17 protein-coding genes are annotated in these 17,516 nt (G+C 55.1%); 15 read left to right on the plus strand and 2 right to left on the minus strand.

Translation table 11 applies throughout. The annotated features are described in order from the left end of the window. Positions 1 to 84: 84 nt before the first annotated feature. The 14 genes from AC0IYS_RS13835 to AC0IYS_RS13900 all read left to right on the plus strand — a co-directional run bounded on the left by AC0IYS_RS13835 (position 85) and on the right by AC0IYS_RS13900 (position 13,679). On the plus strand, positions 85 to 822 hold the full coding sequence (locus tag AC0IYS_RS13835; protein ID WP_471705691.1) for a hypothetical protein: 738 nt from the start codon (positions 85 to 87) through the stop codon (positions 820 to 822). Further along, positions 801 to 1,139 (plus strand): deaminase domain-containing protein, encoded by a 339-nt coding sequence (locus tag AC0IYS_RS13840; protein WP_471705692.1) that lies wholly within the window; start codon positions 801 to 803, stop codon positions 1,137 to 1,139. Before AC0IYS_RS13835 ends, AC0IYS_RS13840 begins: the two co-directional genes overlap by 22 nt. Before the next feature lies 1 nt (position 1,140). Continuing rightward, positions 1,141 to 1,494: a hypothetical protein gene (locus AC0IYS_RS13845; RefSeq protein ID WP_471705693.1), complete on the plus strand. Its 354-nt coding sequence runs from the start codon at positions 1,141 to 1,143 to the stop codon at positions 1,492 to 1,494. A gap of 143 nt (positions 1,495 to 1,637) precedes the next feature. Continuing rightward, entirely contained in the window at positions 1,638 to 2,423 is a 786-nt protein-coding gene (locus tag AC0IYS_RS13850; RefSeq protein ID WP_471705694.1) for a hypothetical protein, read from the plus strand. A gap of 57 nt (positions 2,424 to 2,480) precedes the next feature. Continuing rightward, complete coding sequence (locus AC0IYS_RS13855; RefSeq protein ID WP_471705695.1) at positions 2,481 to 6,350, plus strand: hemagglutinin repeat-containing protein; 3,870 nt, start codon at positions 2,481 to 2,483, stop codon at positions 6,348 to 6,350. After that, positions 6,347 to 6,643, plus strand: a complete 297-nt coding sequence (locus AC0IYS_RS13860; protein ID WP_471705696.1) for a hypothetical protein — start codon at positions 6,347 to 6,349, stop codon at positions 6,641 to 6,643. Before AC0IYS_RS13855 ends, AC0IYS_RS13860 begins: the two co-directional genes overlap by 4 nt. Before the next feature lie 200 nt (positions 6,644 to 6,843). Further along, entirely contained in the window at positions 6,844 to 6,999 is a 156-nt protein-coding gene (locus AC0IYS_RS13865) for a DUF7919 family protein (RefSeq protein WP_471705697.1), read from the plus strand. Positions 7,000 to 7,016: 17 nt separating this feature from the next. Continuing rightward, positions 7,017 to 7,316 carry a DUF7919 family protein gene (locus tag AC0IYS_RS13870; RefSeq protein WP_471708863.1) on the plus strand — a complete coding sequence of 100 codons (300 nt, stop codon included), beginning with the start codon at positions 7,017 to 7,019 and terminating at the stop codon, positions 7,314 to 7,316. 354 nt (positions 7,317 to 7,670) lie between these two features. Beyond that, entirely contained in the window at positions 7,671 to 8,447 is a 777-nt protein-coding gene (locus tag AC0IYS_RS13875; RefSeq protein ID WP_471705698.1) for a hypothetical protein, read from the plus strand. A gap of 376 nt (positions 8,448 to 8,823) precedes the next feature. After that, complete coding sequence (locus AC0IYS_RS13880; protein ID WP_471705699.1) at positions 8,824 to 9,192, plus strand: hypothetical protein; 369 nt, start codon at positions 8,824 to 8,826, stop codon at positions 9,190 to 9,192. 20 nt (positions 9,193 to 9,212) lie between these two features. Beyond that, positions 9,213 to 9,611: a hypothetical protein gene (locus AC0IYS_RS13885; RefSeq protein ID WP_471705700.1), complete on the plus strand. Its 399-nt coding sequence runs from the start codon at positions 9,213 to 9,215 to the stop codon at positions 9,609 to 9,611. Between the two features lie 50 nt (positions 9,612 to 9,661). After that, positions 9,662 to 10,501 carry an aldo/keto reductase gene (locus AC0IYS_RS13890; protein ID WP_471705701.1) on the plus strand — a complete coding sequence of 280 codons (840 nt, stop codon included), beginning with the start codon at positions 9,662 to 9,664 and terminating at the stop codon, positions 10,499 to 10,501. A gap of 14 nt (positions 10,502 to 10,515) precedes the next feature. Next, the gene (locus AC0IYS_RS13895; protein ID WP_471705702.1) at positions 10,516 to 11,589 is read left to right on the plus strand and encodes a DUF4272 domain-containing protein; all 1,074 of its coding nucleotides are present in this window, start codon (positions 10,516 to 10,518) and stop codon (positions 11,587 to 11,589) included. Positions 11,590 to 11,654: 65 nt separating this feature from the next. Continuing rightward, positions 11,655 to 13,679, plus strand: coding sequence for an alpha/beta hydrolase domain-containing protein (locus AC0IYS_RS13900; protein ID WP_471705703.1), 2,025 nt, complete (start codon positions 11,655 to 11,657; stop codon positions 13,677 to 13,679). 65 nt (positions 13,680 to 13,744) lie between these two features. On the opposite strand, the gene AC0IYS_RS13905 is transcribed toward AC0IYS_RS13900, so the two are convergent. Further along, on the minus strand, positions 13,745 to 14,446 hold the full coding sequence (locus AC0IYS_RS13905; protein ID WP_471705704.1) for a lipase secretion chaperone: 702 nt from the start codon (positions 14,444 to 14,446) through the stop codon (positions 13,745 to 13,747). Then, a complete protein-coding gene (locus tag AC0IYS_RS13910) occupies positions 14,446 to 15,378 on the minus strand; it encodes a family 43 glycosylhydrolase (RefSeq protein ID WP_471705705.1) in 933 nt (310 codons plus the stop codon). The genes AC0IYS_RS13905 and AC0IYS_RS13910 overlap by 1 nt, the downstream gene beginning before the upstream one ends. Positions 15,379 to 15,629: 251 nt before the next feature. Here AC0IYS_RS13910 and AC0IYS_RS13915 point away from each other — a divergent pair, with 251 nt between their 5' ends. Continuing rightward, positions 15,630 to 17,513, plus strand: coding sequence for a carbohydrate-binding module family 20 domain-containing protein (locus tag AC0IYS_RS13915; protein ID WP_471705706.1), 1,884 nt, complete (start codon positions 15,630 to 15,632; stop codon positions 17,511 to 17,513). The last annotated feature ends 3 nt before the right edge of the window (positions 17,514 to 17,516 follow it).

A 17,516-nucleotide genomic window follows, 5' to 3' on the forward strand; every position in this document is an offset into this window, starting at 1 on the left:
ATCGGAGCTCTGGGAGGCGGAACCGCAGGCGCTGCGACAGCGCTTGGTACGGATACCAATAATCGGCAGTTGCATCAGAGCGAAGTGAAATGGATTAAAGAGAATGCCGCAAAGTTCGCAGAGCAAAACGGTATCAGCCTAGGTGAAGCGGAGCGTCGGCTTGCAAGCCAAGCTTACAGACAAGTGCAATACGGTGTGGCGGGTGAGCAAGATAGGCAGGCGATGGTATTTCTCGGACAAGCACATGTCATGCTTCCCACTGACGCGAACTGCCCAACGTGCGGGCCTGGTTATATGTTTTATGCAACTCCAGAACAAAAGTCGAATTCTGGTATGTATGCGACTACGCAGCAACAAATGGAAGCTTTTTACCAGAAAAACAAACTAAATCAGCCGACTATAAAGGAGATTCTAGACTCGGCTGTAAAGGACGGACAAAAGCGTGATGTTGTAATGCAACGAACTGTTTTAGCCGCTTTTACAGCTGGGACCTTGACTATCGCCCCTTACTTTGCCGGATTTGCGGCGGAAACAGCCGCATTTTTGAAGAACCCAGTTGGGTACTGCCTGAACAATCCGGTTGGGTGCACAGTTGCTGCCGAAGCCATAGGATATTCAGTCGCAGGGGTTCCCCAGCCTAGTACACTTGTGCCTGTTGGGCCTGGGGCCGCGTCTCTGGATGAGGCGAAAGCCTTACTCGTAGAAGAAATTAGCGTGCTGCGGGCCGCTATGTCGGGGAGCGCAAAGAAGGGGGGAATGTCGGAATTGCGCAGATTGAGATCCCCGGCGTACAGTCTAAGATGGTTGCCTCTAGCCGTATAGATCTTCCAACAGAAGCTCAGCAGAAGCTCAATTTTGTTTCGAGAGGGCCCGAAATTTTCCCTAGTTCAAGTGTGCCAAGTGCTAGTGGCGTTCTGATCGATCGCAGTATTGATTCAGAGGCGAAAATTCTTAATAATATCGCGGCGCAGTTAGGAGATAATACGAAAGCGACTGGATCGATCATTCTTCTTACAGAGCGCGCGCCATGTGCAAGCTGCTCGTCTGTAATTGATCAGTTTAAAAATAGATACCCTAACATAAAAATCAACATATTGGATAATGGTGGGGTAATCCCGCCACGTAAAAAAGGTCAATAAAATGTCGGAAATTGAAGATAGGGATGATTATTTCACCATTAGATCGGAACTACTGGAAACATATTATGATTTTTGCAGAGATCGCGGTATCGTAATGGGTGTCACTCATCTTGAGGTGATGGGATACATTGACTACGAATACGAAAATGCTTTTGTGCACCCGCTGGAGCAACTTATGTACCGTGTTATTGAATTGGTCCTAATCGGAGGTTGGCATAAAGATATTGATAAATTTGTTCGGCAAAAAATCAGCGATCAACTATCCAGATCCAATTTGGAAAATTTATTGATTGGGGCGGATGCGCTCGAAGTCGAAATGCTAAAGCGGGATTTGTCTGCACTCGGCCTAATATGAATAGAATCCACGGGGGTAGCAAAATTGCATAAATGGAAATTCTTTAGTTGGCTAATTTTGCTACCAATACTGTTGGGGCTGGGAAAGTTAAAAATTCTGTTGTTGCTAGATATTGCAATAGAAAGAAATGTTAAAGGAAATATATGATTTTTGACCCTGTTAAAGTACGTAGAATTGCAGAGCAGGAGACCCTTCCTCGACTTTGCCGCACAGAGTTTGATGAGAAGCGGCCGATGGGAAATGTGGCTATGATGCAATTAGGGGACGTCATACGTTTGTGGTTAGTGGGCTTAAGCGCCGAAACGCAAGATGTTCTGATGAGATTGCATGCATGGATTGAAGGGGCAATTGCGAAGGGAGAAGATTTTGGTGAGAGCTACAATTTTCATCATATGAATCTCCATCAGGCGGCTGCTATCTCTCATTGGATGATTTCTGGTAGGGAGGATTTGGAACATTGGAATCAAGCTAGTATTCTTAATGGGGCAATCTCTGCGCACGATAATGTTTATGATGAAAAGGGCTTTTTAACGCGCAAGTTAGATGAGTATCTGGCGTATGCATATTTTTCTGGTCAGTATGAAAAAGGTATAGTTGAGTTTGAGAAATATAGTGGTTTAACGAACATCGATTCGCGGGTGTTGACGCCGCGTGAGTTTGGTTATGTGTCGTGCATATGTAAAAGCCGATCCGCTTTTGTAGATGCTGATGTTTTTAAAGTCGGCAAGAAGTTTTTGAAAAAATATATGCAAGAGCAATGGTTGGGCACCGGTCAATTTATTGTTGCAGTTATGTGGCTAAAAATTGTTCATGAGTTTGGAGGCGAAAATTCTTTGTCGCCGTCGCAAACGATTTTAAAGGCATACGAAAATATGCCTGATGTTTCTACTCCTTTATTTTTACATAATATATCCGCTAAGGTTTCATAGCCCTAATATGACGTGCCTAAGGGTACTCTTGGCTCTGTGCTGATGGTTTTCCGGTGATTGCAGGGGCGCGATATCTCCATCGCGGCCGTCGTCGACGAGGTCAAGACGCACCAAGAAAACGATCCGAAGAGCAAGAGCTACGACAAGATCATCCACGAGAACCAGACTGTCGTGGGCGCCACGGTGGCCGCCGGCGGCAACCTGACCATCAAGGCGGGCGACGCCGGCGCGGGCGGGCTGGCCATCGCAGGCAGCAATATCGCCGGCGGCGGCACCGTGTCGCTGGCGGCCAGCGGCGACGTCAGCATCACGCAGGTGCAGGAAAACCACCTGTCCGACCTGGCCCACCACAACGAATCGAAGAGCACCTTCAAGAAAAGCAGCGACACGACGGCCGACTACAGCAGCGTGAGCAACGTGGTCGGCAGTAATGTCAGCGGTGGCTCGGTCACGGTGAAATCGGGCAACGACATCGTCATCGACGGTAGCCAGCTGACGGCGGAGAACGCCTTGACCTTGAACGCCGGACGCGACCTGCTGGTGTCGAGCGCCGCGCAGGCGGGTAGCGAAAACCACAGCGCAGAACACAAGAAGAGCGGCTTCTCGCTCGACATCACCGAAGGCGTGGGCTACAGCAAGAGCCAGGACAACAAGAGCGGCAGCAGCAACACGGTCACGCAGGTGGGCAGCGTGCTCAGCGGCGGCAGCGTGAGCGCCACGAGCGGGCGCGACACGATCATCACCGGCAGCACGGTGGTGGCCGACAAGGACATCGTCATCGACGCCAAGCGCGACCTGAGCATCGTCAGCGCCGAGAACCGCGTTGACAGCGAATCGGCCAGCAGCAGCAAGAAGTCCGGCTCGATCGGCACACGCTTCCAGGCGGCGATCGGCACCGTCAAGACCACCAACGACGGCACGGCCGACAGCGTGACGCAGGTGGGCAGCCAGATCGCCAGCCTGGGCGGCAATGTGACGTTGAAGGCGGGCGGGCAGTACACGCAGACGTCGAGCGAAGTGACCACGCCGGAAGGCGACATCAAGATCGTCGCCAAGGACGTGCTGATCAACGCGGCCAACAACATCAACAACAGCACCGATCATACGACCTACAACAAGACGGCGATCGGCGGCACGATCACCTCGCCGGTAGTGGAAGCGCTCAAGAGTGTGGGCAGCATGGTCAAGGCCGCCGAGGGCACCGGCAGCAGCCGCATGCAGGCGCTGGCAGCACTCAACGCGGCGGCCAGCTTGAAGGATGCTGCCACTTCGCTGATGACGGCGACGAACGCCGGCCTGCGCGTCAGCATCAGCCTGGGTAACTCCAAGAGCGAGAACAATGTCGTCTCGACCAGCAGCACCGTGGCGGGTTCCACCATTGCAGCTGGCGGCAACGTCAGCATCACGGCCACCGGTGGCGGCAAGGACAGCAACCTGACGGCGATCGGCAGCGATATCACGGCCGGCGGCAACGTTTTGCTGTCGGCCGACAACGACGTCAGCCTGCTGGCGGCCGAAAACACGGTCAGCCAGCACAGCACTAACAAGTCTAGCGGGGCCAGCATCGGTATCGGGTTTGGGATCGGCGGCACCTCCAATGGCTTCACCATTGACCTGGCCGTCAGTCAGGCGCGCGGCAAGGCTGACGGGGACGATATCGGCTACACGAATACGCATGTCAATGCGGGCAACAACATGACCGTCATCAGCGGTGGCGATACGACGTTGAAGGGCGGGGTGATCTCTGCTGACAGCGTGGTCGCCGACATCGGCGGCGATCTGAATATCGAAAGCCTTCAGGACAGCAGTCACTTCGACAGCAAGCAGAGTAGTTCTGGCCTGAATGCCAGCTTGTGCATACCGCCGTTCTGCTACGGCGCTAGTACCGTGGGTGGCAGCATTAGTAAATCGAAGGTGAATGGTGAGTTCTTGTCGGTGCTTGAGCAAAGCGGCATCAAGGCTGGCGATGGGGGCTTCCAGGTGACGGTTGGCGGTAACACGGACTTGAAGGGAGGCTTGCTGAGCAGCAGCCAGGTGGCCGTTGACGAAGGCAGCAACATACTGATGACTGGCAGCCTGACCGCCAGCGACCTGCAGAACAAGGATGAGTTCAGCGCCAGTGGCTTCTCCATGTCCGGCTCGGTAAGTGGAACGTTTGGCAAGCAAGACATTCCGCCGGAGAAAAAATTATCGGACGAACAGAAAGCGGCTGCTGGTGCAGGAGGTAAGCCAAGCGCCAGTGGCGGTATTGGTTCGGCTAGCGGTAGCCAAAGCAGTACTACATTCAGCGGTATTAGCGCCGGCTTAGTCGTCATCACCGATCAGGAGAAGCAGGGCGCCACCGGGAAAAGTGCTGAAGCCGCATTAGCGGATATAGACAAGAACGTAACGACCGAGAGCGCGACCGCAAACGCGGGGGCTTTGACGAAAGCTTGGGATGCCGGACAACTTCAGCAAGAGATCGATGCGCAGGTCGCGATTACGCAGGAGTTTAGTAAGCAGGCGCCGAAGGCCATTGCGAACTATGCGGATAAACAAGTAGCGGCTATCCTTGCGGCAGGCGGGAGCTTAGAAGATGCCCAGAAATGGGGGGAGGGTGGCATCTATAGGGTCGCGCTTCACACTGTTAGCGGCGCGTTGACTGGTGGTGTAGGTGGTGCATTAGGCGCCGGAACTGTTGCAAGCGCGGCAAATTTGTTGGAAGACTTGCAGAGTAGGGCTCGTAATATGTTGATTGAGCAGGGCATGAACGCTGAATTGGCGAAGATGCTTGCGCAGGGACTTGCAGAGGCAACCGCAGCCGGAATCGGTGCGGTTGTTGGCGGCGGCGCCGGTGGTACTTCAGCGTTAGCAACGGATACTAACAATCGCCAACTACATATGAGCGAAATTGAGTTGATTAAGAAGCGTGCTAGAGACTTTGCAAAGTCACTTAACAATGGGGTTGAACCAAGTCAAGAGCAAATTGCTGCGGCACAAAGTCGTTTGATGGCCCAGGGGCAGCGTTTGGTGGATGCTAAACTTAATGATTATAAAGTTGACCAAGAGGCTATTAACTTCCTGCGTAATGTCGTAGTGCGAGACGCCGTAGTTTCGAATGGTGGAACTGATCCTTTATTTAATTCAAAAGATGGAAACTGGAACACTCTGTTCACAGCTAATCCCAACGATTTCTTTAACTCGAATGTCTATTCTGAGCAAGGTGATTCTGGCAAACGCCAGATTGCGATGCCGGAAATTGCTAGAGCGTTTGATAAAGCAGATTCGCCCGGCGTTTCAAATCCGCAAGCTTATCTTGGCCAGTACTTGGACTACGCAACAATGAGCGCAGCAGCGGACCAAGTTGGGAAGGACGGTGCGTTATGTCTAACCGGGTTAGGTTGTATGTATGTGAACGCGAAGAGCTTTATTGATGGAGTTAATGCCGTTAAGAATGGCAATGAGAAAATAGGCTGGGCGATGATTGGATTATCGCTCGTAGGGGGCGGGGCAAGTGCTGTTGTTCTTAAGCAAGAGATTGCTACCGTTCAAAATGCAGCTGCGAAGGCAATTATGACTGCCCAGTTGCGGGCGCAAGGGGTAAAATTTACTGATGAAAATATAGTTGCAATGGCAAGAATGCCGGATGGAAAGATCGTTTTTCTGGAAAAAGGACAGGTAGATGCTCCCAACATGAAAGATGCCGGAATGGCTCATATTATAAAGGAACATGGCGCTGAGTTCGAAATGGCAGGCGTGGGCGCAGATAAGATTCCCAAATTTTTAATTGATACGTTGGAATCGGGTAAACTTCTGGGGTATCAGGGGAAAGGCCAGGGGAGGCCTATATTTGAAACAGTTGTTAATGGTGTTCCTGTTAAAGTTGCAATTACCGTTTCTAATAATGGATATATTGTTGGGGCAAATTATCTGGGGAAGATGAAATGAAATTATTGAGATTGGCGCCGGACTATTCTTGTTATCCCATCTGGCACGATGACTCGGCGGTTACTGAGGACTATGGTGATATTGATCCCCGATCTCTCCCGATTACTGATTCGCTTGCGGATGATCTAATCTCGTGGTCGAATTGGTTCGATAAAGGGGTGACTGGAGCCGGCATCGAAAATTTTGCTTGGGAAGAAGGGGAAAAAGATAGGTTCGTATCATCAGGATTGCATCTTCTCAAGCGGCTGCGCGAGGAGTTGGGACATGAGTTTATCGTACGCAGAGGATTTTAGTGCTTCATCAGCACATGATATGACACGATGAAAACTAAACCGTCGTGTGTCCTGGCTCCTTGGATGTGGCTGTATCCGACACATGCCGGACGGTTTGGCTACCGCGCCTGCTCAACTTTCTGTGTTCCTGAAACCAGATATGGATTGTGTCTTTTGGTCCGCTTGCACGCAGGCAGTGCCATATATTCCAAAATATCCAAATGACCGAAAAAACCAACTTCGACGACTTGACAAACTACACCCACCAGATCGCGCCATTCGTTTTGGATGGCGTGAAAAACGTAGGTTGGATAGATCCATCAAAAGAATTTCCTGTTGGAAGTGTGTCGTCGTCGATAGTTCATAAACTGAGGTAATTGCTGGTGCTACTGGCATATTTCAACCCCTTGTTGAACCTCTACGAGCGTCGCCAATATGCCAGGTTTGCGGTGCGTTAAATTTATTGGATGTCGACGGGAATTTACTACCAAACGCCGAGCTTTGGATTCCCTCAGATAAATACATTTATGCTTCGCCTATCGCAATATCGCATTTTATTGAATTTCATGAATATTGCCCGCCTGTGGAGTATATTGCTGCGATTGAGGCTTTAGACCTAAGTGTTGCTTTTTCTGCTGATTCAATTTATAGGAATAAGCTTTTGGAGAGCGGTTGGTTTCATAGAGTCAGATAAGATGGGTAATAGCCGCTTATATCCAGCAAAAGCCTGGACTTCAGATCGCATAAAAGTAAAGCTGCCGAGGCTTCTAAAAATAAGATGATCGTTGATAAATAATGCTAAGTCGACCAGCGAAAATACAATCAAAATTAGAAAGCAATATAAATGTTAAATTGTGGATAGGGAGGAAGGCGTGTTTATTTTGGGTGATCATTTCCCGGAGTTTTAGGATTTCTATAAAAATTTCATCAACCGTAGGTAGTGGCATTTTAGCTAGTCTGACCAAATTAAAACTTGTTGTGGATAGCTCGGAATTCTCATGTAACAATTGAATTGATTTTATTTTTGATGCTGCTTGATGGTGTAAATATGATTACTGAAAAAGCAAAGAACCGTTTGGCACATATTAGGAATCACCTGAAATCAGATCTCAATATCGATGGAAAAATCAACAACATTATTAATAATGAAGGCAATCTCTCAGCTTGCGCGTCTGGTTTGTCATCCCATGCGTTTGCGACTGGGATTTTCTCTTGGTTTGAATATGGCAATTTAAATGATTTTAAGAAATGGATGTACGTTTCTTCAAGATTGGAAAAATTATATTATAAATATCAGGAAGGTTCTCCGGATTGGGGGCGGGGATTTCCAAATTTATTTAAGCCGCTTTTTTCCGATAATGAGGAAATAATTTCTTGGATTTCAAACTATGAGTTAGCTTATGATTCCACTAGGATTAATGATCCAGCGACATTGGATTTTTTAGCATACCAGTCTATAGTTGCCATTCGCGGAGACTGGGGGAATCTTATTTCCCGTTGTAAGCTTGTTATTGAGAATCCAAGTGCTCTTGTTCTAAAAGAGAACAAGCTTGTTGATTATCAATTTTTTTTAGCCCTTGGGGAAGGTGATGTTGCTGGGATGGAGGAAGTGATAGCTTTGATGATTTCGAATGAAAAAAAGAGAGCGGATAAAAATGGTAGTGGGTATACAAAGGATTTGATAGTTCCAGATGCGGCGATTTATTCAAAGATTGCGTGGCGCAGTGGTTATTTTGTTGATGTAAGATCGCCCTACGTGCCTTATGACTGGTTGCCTGTCAAGCCTCTCGATATGTATGAATTGGTATATGACTTCCTGAATTGATTTGCGCTATCCGAAGGATAAATTGGCTTCGGCGCTTTCGACAAATAAAATTGGAGACAGGCAGAAAGTAGTCTGTATTTAACGACATTGGCGTCATGGCGCCTCACTTTCATGACCATGCGCGAAAGCCTCCACCTCTATCTGATCCGTTACTAGCACGGTGTTTTCAAGACGATGTAAAATACTTCACAAATCCGCTATTGCGATCCAATGCTCGACTTTTGGTGTGAGCGCTGGCTATGATCTGCTTAAGTTTGTCAGGCGGTTATCTTGTTCTACTTGAGAACGCTGTCCCGCTGCCAGCCCTTGTGCTTGCACATGTCTGTGGAATATTTGAATGATGAATTAGATCTGATTGGGATTGGCGATGGGAATAATGATGATATTTGAGTCAAATCCAGAGATTGATCTGCATATTTTGCGGGATATTTTGGCTGAGTGTGGCGCTGTGCCCTTTGATGATGAGAGTTTTAACTTTGAAAATTCAAATGTGTATTGTGTCATTGCGAATCCATCCAAGCTCGTTGAGGTTGACTTTTTGGGGCTGAATTATTCTCCTTGGATTGTGAAGTGCAGGTTAATTTTCCATTATGCAAGATTTGGTTTTGCTGAATGCAGTGCCCAATTGCATGATTTTATAGAAAAAGTTGGATTGTTAAAGGGGAAGTTCTTCCTGGCTTTGCAAAATGAAACGCCTTGTGCAGTGAAGAATGGGAATGAAATTTTGATTTTGTATGAGTTTTAGTTGGAAAGTGGGGGCTTAGAATGAAGAAGGCAGGTTTTGCAACGATATTGGTTATAGCTGCCTCGTCGGCAATAGCGGCGCCAACCCAGCAGTGCAGGCATCAGAAGGTCGAACAGTCCGACATAGAAATCTGCCTGGTTCCTGGCGCGGCGCTCCAGCACGACATGTACACCCTCAAGGCCGACAAGGTACTGATCGCGGCCTTTGTCGATGATTACGTCGAAAAGGTGGAGTTGACGCATACTATCCCCGAAGGCTTGACGATTGAGCTGCCGTTGTCGAAGCAGGGCGAGAAGGTGGTCAAGATCAGCGGGGGTTGCCTCCCCGAAAGCAAGGACGGTGCTGAGGTGGCCAGAGTTTGTAATTTCTTCTGGGGCAAGCACCAGATCGTGAAAGACGTTCGATTCCAGTTCGACTGAGCCCGGCATGGCGTGCGGCGAGTCTGGTTTCTTCAAAAAGGAATTCCGCAATGAAGACAGTCAGTTTCCCATCAGGCCGTGCAGTGCCAGTACTCGGCCAAGGCACTTGGAACATGGGCGAAGACCCGTCCCGCAAGGGCGATGAGGTCAGTGCGCTGCAAATGGGCTTCGATCTCGGCATGACGTTGATCGATACCGCTGAAATGTACGGCGAGGGCGGCGCGGAGCTGGTCGTCGGCGAGGCGATCGCCAGCCGTCGGTCCGAGGTCTACCTGGTCACCAAAGTCTATCCGCACAACGCCAATTTGGAAGGCACGCAAGCGGCCTGCGAGCGTAGCCTTAAACGGTTGAAGGTCGATTGCATCGATCTCTATCTGCTGCATTGGCCCGGATGCTTCGCGCTGGACGAGACCTTCGACGCCTTCGAGGCGCTGAAGAAGGCCGGCAAGATCAAGGAGTACGGCGTGAGTAACTTCGACCTGGAGGGCATGCAGGACGCCGTCGATTGCGGCGCCGTGGCGACCGACCAAGTGCTCTACAACCTGATGAAGCGCGGGATCGAGTTCGATCTGCTGCCGTGGTGTCGCCAGCAGGGCATGCCGGTGATGGCCTACTCGCCGCTGGAGTCGACCGGCGGCGAACAAGCCGCGCTGCTTGGCAATCCGGGCCTGCTCGCCGTCGCCGAGGCGCATGGCGTCACGCCCGCGCAGGTGGCGTTGGCGTGGGTACTGCATCAGGAAGGCGTGATCGCCATCCCCAAGGCCGTCGATACTGTACACTTGCGCGCTAATCGCGCCGCCGCCGATATCCGCCTCTCCGCGGAAGACATGGCGGCGCTGGACCGAGCGTTTCCACCGCCGCGCCGTCGCCGTGCGCTGGATATGCGTTAAATGACGAATCAGTTATGCTAAACCGAATCAAACAATTCTTCGCTGCGAAAGACATTAGTAACCACATTCTGCTTAATGCCTACTGCACGGTGGCCGATGCACCCAAGCCCGGCTTCGCGCATGTGCTGAACGCGCGCCGCGATCTGTCCGATCCTGAATTGCAGCCGCATCTCAATGGTTTCATGAACTTCGTGGCGGACGCCGGTCATGGAAACATGACGCGCGTGCGCTATCACGTGATCCGCCACCTCCAGCGCGTGCGCGAGCACGTCAGCCTGGCCGTGGAGGAGGGCGAGATGGCTCGTTTCTCCGAATGGGCGAAGGCGGCTAACGCCATCGTGTTCATGGCAGATGGCAGCGTGCGCGATCCACAGGGACGCATTCTTTTACCCGCTTCCGGCGAAGATGGCGAGCCGCAGGCTGTGGTGCCGTATCCGCAGCAGGCCTGGCAGCGCAAGGCGCGCAGCGACGAGCTGCTCGCCGCCCGCAAGGTCACCGTGCCGGCGGATCTGCCGCCGCTGGTGTCCGAGCCGGAACTGCGCTTGCGCGCGCCCGAAGATGTGCTGCGAAGGATGCTGGCCTTGTTCGTGGTGGCGATACGCGCCGAGTCTTTGAACGGCGAGACGCCGATTACGGCCGCCGATCTTCAACAACGCTTTCCACCGGCGTTTGCCGGCCTGTCCGACGCTGAGCGTGCATTCCTGGCGCAGGAAAAGCCTACCCAGCAGGATATCACGCAGTACTTGTGGCGCTATGAGGCGATTCTGGTACTGCAGTGGGCCTTGGGGTTGCAGGATGCGCTGCCTTTCGCGGATGCGATCTGTGACGTGTCTTCGATCTCCCGCACCGCCATCGAGCGTGGAACCGAAGGCTTGCGCAAGCAGCCGGCGATGCGTTCGGCGACGGAGATTCTGGACGCGTTGGATTTGCACTACCGTTTGCATTGGGCCACTCGCCAGGCGCTGTTGAAGAAGTATCCTGCGCCAGCAGGTTTGAACGATGGCGTGCTGCAGGAGCGTCATCACGCGTTGAACTGGTTGGTCCGGTTCGAAGACCGTGATTGGGACGAAGTCGATACGCCTACATAACGCCGGTCTCGCCTGCGCGCCACGTCTGCTAGGATAGACGTTTTGCAAACGGATAGAGGCTCGGGATGATCTACAGGCACCGGCTGGCACTGCTGGCCACCACGACCGCGATGGCGGCACTCTGTATGCCAGCGCGGGCGGCGGTGGAGCGTATCGAAGTGATCGAGCGAACGCCGTTCGCGGACGGGATGACCTTCGGCGACGCCGGTGCGTATGAAAAGATACGCGGCGTCGCTTATTACGCGTTGGATCCCAAGTCGAAGTCCAATGCTGTCATCGTGGATTTGAAGCACGCGCCACGCGATGGGCGCGGCCTCGTGATTTTCTCCAGCGAGTTCGTACTGCTGCGACCAACCGGCGCCCAGCCTTCCAGTTTGATCTATGACGTCAACAACCGTGGCGGCATCGCGATCATGGGGCAGGTCAATGGCCGCAGCCCGGTCAACAACGATCCCACCACCGCCGCCGACGCGGGCGACGGTTTCCTGATGCGTCACGGTTACTCGCTGCTGTTCTCCGCCTGGACGTGGGACGTCGCGCCGCAGGCTGCCGGCGCTCGTCCGCTGGTGTTCGCGCCGCCTGTCGCCAAGGGTATCAAGGGCAAGGTGCAGAACGAATTCACCGTCAATACGCCGGTCGATATCGCTGTCTACGCCGGCCAGCGTGGCCTTACCTACGAACCGGCCAAGTCTGGGGATCCCAAAGCGCAGCTGACCCAACGCGCGCGGCCCGCCGATAAGCGCAAGCCTGTCCCGCGCAGCAGCTGGAGTTTCGTCGCGCCGGAGAAGAAGGGCGGGCCTGGCCGCGTGCGGTTTGACGGTGGCTTCAAGCCCGATACCATTTACGAATTGACCTACGTGGCGAAAGATCCTTACGTCACCGGCGCCGGGCTGGCCGGCATACGCGATCTGCTGGCCTACTTCCGTGACACGCCGTTTGAGGGGGCTCCGGTGCCAAAGGCTGTGCTCATGTTTGGCATCAGCCAGTCCGGCCGTGTGATCGGCCGTATGCTGCACGACGGCCTGAATGTGGACGAATCCGGCCGGCTGGCGTTCAGCGGCGCCTACTTGCAAGTGCCGGGCGCCGGCGGTTCGGCGGGATTCAATAGCCGCTTCGCACAGCCTACGCGTCACCCGTCGATGATGGAGGAGCATGAGTATCCGGCGGACGCGTTCCCGTTCACCACGGCGCCGTCGCGCGATCCTGTCAGCGGTAGGACGGCGTCCACGCTGGATCGGGCGCGGGACAAGCAGGGGAATTTACCGAAGCTGATTTACGCGAATACGTCGACCGAGTACTGGAATCGCGGTGCGTCGCTGATCACCACCACCACGGATGGCGCGCGCGACGTCGCGCCGGCGGATAACGCGCGGGTCTATGGCTTCATGGGTGCGCAGCATTATGTTGGGCGCTCGCGCGTACGCGCGCCGTTCACCGCTTGCGTCTCCACCAGCAACCATTATTTGCCGATGCGGGCGTTGATCGTGGGGCTGGAGGCGTGGGTGGTTAACGGCAAGCAGCCGCCGGACAGCGCTTATCCGCAACTAGCCGACGGTTCGTTGACGACGGTTGCTGATTATCGCGCGATCTTCCCCAAGGGTTTAGGTTTGACGCCGCCGGCGCAGAATCTACGCGAGCCGAGGTTGATCGGTAGCGGAGTGCCGGTTAAACGTGGCGAGGAATTCGAGACGCGCGTGCCGACGCCGGATGCCGATGGCAATGACAGGGGCGGGGTGCGGCTGGTGGAGTTGCAGGCGCCTTTGGGCACGCATACGGGTTGGAACTTGCGGGCGCCGGAGACGGGATTTGCTTGGGCGACGTCGCGCTTCGATGGTAGTTTTGTGCCGTTTGCGAGGACGGAGGCGGAGCGGGTTGCGGCTGGCGATCCTCGGCCCAGTTTGGAGGTGCGGTATCCGACGCGGGGTGATTTTGTGGCGGCTGTTCAGGCGGCGGCGGAGCGGCAGATGGCGGCCGGGTTGCTGCTGCCGGAGGATGTGGCGCGGACGCTGTCGGAGAATTCGGGGTTGTATGATCGGATGCTGGCGCGCGATCCTTCTGATCAGGGTTGCGAGTATTTGTTCGCGCCTTGAGCTGTATTGCGTGTGTCGTTGGCGGATCATGCATTGGCGGATTACGGCGTTCCGCCTAATCCGCCCTACGTGTCTCTGTGGAAGTGAATTGCGTCCCTTAGCACTTGCTGCATATGCTGGTCGTGCTTCGCCTGGTCTTCGTCGGCGCTGTTTGGGGGCGGCGCGGTGCCGTCGCGGCGCTGGCCCAGTTCTTCCAGCGCTTGTGTGAGGTAGGCTTCTTCGTTGCCGAACCATTCGAGCGTGACTTTTTCGCCCAGCATGCGGTTGCGCAGCTGCTCCCGCTGCCGCTGCCAGCCGATCAGCCGATTGAGGTCGGGTGTGGTTCCGAAATTTTGCGCCGCCAGCAGTTGGTCGTGCGCGCTCAAATATGCGTTGTAGCTGTTTGCAAGCTGTCCGGCCTCGCGCGCCGCGCTGGCGGGCAGGTAGCGATTCAGATAGTCCAGCAGTGCCTGTAGACGTCCCTGGTCGCCGCGTCCCAACAAGTAGGAATCCATCACCTTGCGCAGCGCGCTGTCGGCGATCAGCTCCTGATTGTCGGTCAACGCGATATCCGAGGATAGAACGTCGGGTTCGCGGAGCGGCAACGTACCGCGAGGCGGCGCGGCGCCCGCTGTCGCTGGCGCCGCCATCGCCGGCGGAGGTGTGGGCGCGGCAGCCGGTTCGTCGCCCGGCCACCGCGCCCACAGCAGCGCCGACGCGCCGAGTATTCCGCCGACGACAGCCGACAGCATCACCGGCCAGCGCCGTTTCTCCTCATGGTACGTCATCAGAAAGTCGGCCAGCCGTTGGTGAAGAACAGGTCGCTGATGAACAGCACGCCGTTGTAGTTGTTCTGGCTGTCGAGACGATGGCGCACCATCGCGCCGTTGCTGATCGATTCGCCGCCCGGTGCGATGAAGCGCGCGCCACCCGAATCGAGCACGGTGCCGCCGCCGTTGCGCATGTCGACCCCGTTCTTGTCCAGGTAAGGCCCGGTGATGCTGGTGGAGCGGCCGTAGGAGATGTGGTAAGTACTCGCGGCCTTCGCGCAGCAGGTGCCCTTGGAGACGAACAGGTAGTAGTACGAGCCGTTGGCGATGATGAAGGGGTTTTCGATCCCGATCGCATCGTCGGCCAGGCGGTATTTGGTGCCGATAGGTTTGAGCGTGCTGGCGTCGACCCGCGTCAGGAAGATGCCGTCCCAGAAGGAGCCGTAGCTTAGCCAGGGCTGCCCCGATTTGTCGACCACGAAGTTGGGATCGATCGCGTTGAAATTGTCGCCCGGCGCCGACGTGATGACGACACCCTTGTCCACCCAGTTACCCTGGGCGATGCTGCTGGCCGTGGCAAGGCCGATCGCCGATTTCTGGTTGCCGAACGTGGACACCGCGTAGTACAGGATCGCCTTGCCGTTCCAGACATGGATGTCCGGCGCCCACACGGTTTTGGAGTTGCCGTTGTATTGGCCCCACCACGACAGGCCGCCGCCGAAGATGCTGCCGCCCTGCGTCCACGCGCGACCGTCCGGGGAGTATTTGACGCCGATGCCGGTGTCGCTGGTCTCCGTGATCCACCAGGTATTGCCTTCCTTGTAGATGCTTGGGTCGTGCGTGACGACCGAGCCGGTTAGCGTCCATGTGGTGGCGCCGGCGTTGAAGGACGAGGCTAGCGCGAGGCAGCCGACCGCCGCCCACTTTTTCAGGTGCGTGAATTTACTCATGTTTGTCTCCGTTTTTATAGGTGTGTACTGCCACCCCATGCTGTGCCACACCGTAGCGTCCGTCTAATGACTTTTTTCGCGCAGCTGATATTCCGATCTGTATCGCGACTACATATGTATATGTAGTCGCGATACATATGCAAGGGTGATATAGGAGAAAATTTTTCAAATTCCAGTTGATGTTTACTGTAGTTCTGCTACATTTTGTCCGGGAGACAGTATTTCCCTAAACATAACGATAAGGACACATGATGATCAATTCGACACAACGCAGCCTGATGAAATCCCTTTGCGCGGCGGGCTTGTTGAGCGGCCTGATGGCGATTCCGGCGCATGCCGCGCTCAACGCGCCCGATACCTCGGTGCAGATGTTCCGCTGGAAGTGGAACGACATCGCCAGGGAGTGCACCAACTGGCTGGGCCCACAGGGTTACGGCGCGGTGCAGGTGTCGCCCCCAACGGCGGCGGCCAGCCTGGGTACGTGGTGGGACGTGTACCAGCGAGTCAACTTCAATTCACTCAAGAGCAATATGGGCACCGAGGCCGAGTTCCAGGCCATGGTCAACACCTGCCATGCGGCCAAGGTGCGCATCTACGCGGACGTGGTGGTGAACCACGTGGCGGCGGGCGCCGGCACCGCGACCGACGGTTCGACCTGGAATTCGACGTCGCTGACGTATCCCTTCTTCAGCGGCAGCGACTTCCATCCGGCCTGCGATATCGCCGGCGGCGACTACGGCTCGCCGGGTAATCGCAACAATGTGATGTTTTGCCGCCTGAGCGGCCTGCCGGATCTGAAGACGGAGGGCGCGTATGTACAAGGCCAGGTGAAAACCTATCTGAACAAACTGGTCTCCATGGGCGTGGACGGGTTGCGCTTCGACGCGGCCAAGCACATGCAGCCGTCCGATATCCAGGCCATCATGAGCGGCGTGACGCAGACCACCACGTCGGGCGAGCCGCTGTGGGTGACGCAGGAGGTTATCCCGGACAGCAACGTGGTGAGATCGAGTTATTTCGCGGGCGGCACGCTGAATGAGTTCCAGTACACCTATGCGATCAAGGCCGTGTTCCGCAACGAGAATGGCGCCAACCTGTCGCAGATCCGCACCATCATGGGAACGCCGGGCAATTGGGGCGGGACCTGGGGTTTCATCCCGAGCGAGAAAGCGACGGTCTTCGTCAACAACTGGGACACGGAGCGTAACAACAGCTCCCTGGTGGCCAGCAATTACGTCTCCGGATCGCCCAACGACACGCAGGGCACCAAACGCTACGACCTGGCCAACATCTTCATGCTGGCGTGGCCGTACGGCGCGGCGCAGCTGCATTCGGGCTTCCGCTTCACCAGCTACGATCAGGGTCCGCCGAGCGCCAGCCCGTTCGACGCCAGTGGCGCGCCGCTGATCAACCAGCAGTGGGACTTTATCCATCGCTGGAGCGATATCTCGAACATGGTCGCATTCCGCGCGGTGACGTCCGGTCAGGGTGTCGACAACTTCACCAACGGCACCGGCAACCAGATCGCCTTCGGCCGTGGCGCCAAAGGCTACGTCGCCATCAATAACGATAGCGCGGCCTGGAACGCGTCGCTGCAGACGCAGCTGCCGGCGGGGACTTACTGCAACGTCGTGCATGGACAGCTGAACGCGGCGGGCACCGCCTGCACCAGCGACAGCGTGACCGTCGGCAGCAATGGCGTGATCAGCGTGAGCATTCCGGGGAATGGCGGTTCGGTCGTGCCGGCGGTGGCGCTGCATATCAACCAGAAGGTGGGTGGCGGCGGTGGAGGCGGTGGAGGTGGCGCTTGCACCACGGTGCCGGTGACCTTCCGCGTGGCGAATGCCAATACGGTGGTCGGGCAGAACGTTTATGTGGTTGGTAACCGCGCGGAACTGGGTAATTGGGTGCAGGGCGCCAGCAACCAGCTGGCGATTGAGGGCAGTGGCGCCAACGTGCCGTGGTCGCGCACCTTCCAGCTGCCACCGGCGACCGCGATCCAGTACAAGTTCATGAAGTACGGCGTGAGCACCGTGTGGGAGAGTAACCAGTCCACCGCCAGCGGCAATCGTGAGGCGACGACACCGGCGTGCGGCGGCTCGCTGACCCTGGACGCGGGCAGCTTCAAGTTCTAAGTA

It is taken from the genome of Duganella sp. AC237 (genome assembly GCF_979254035.1).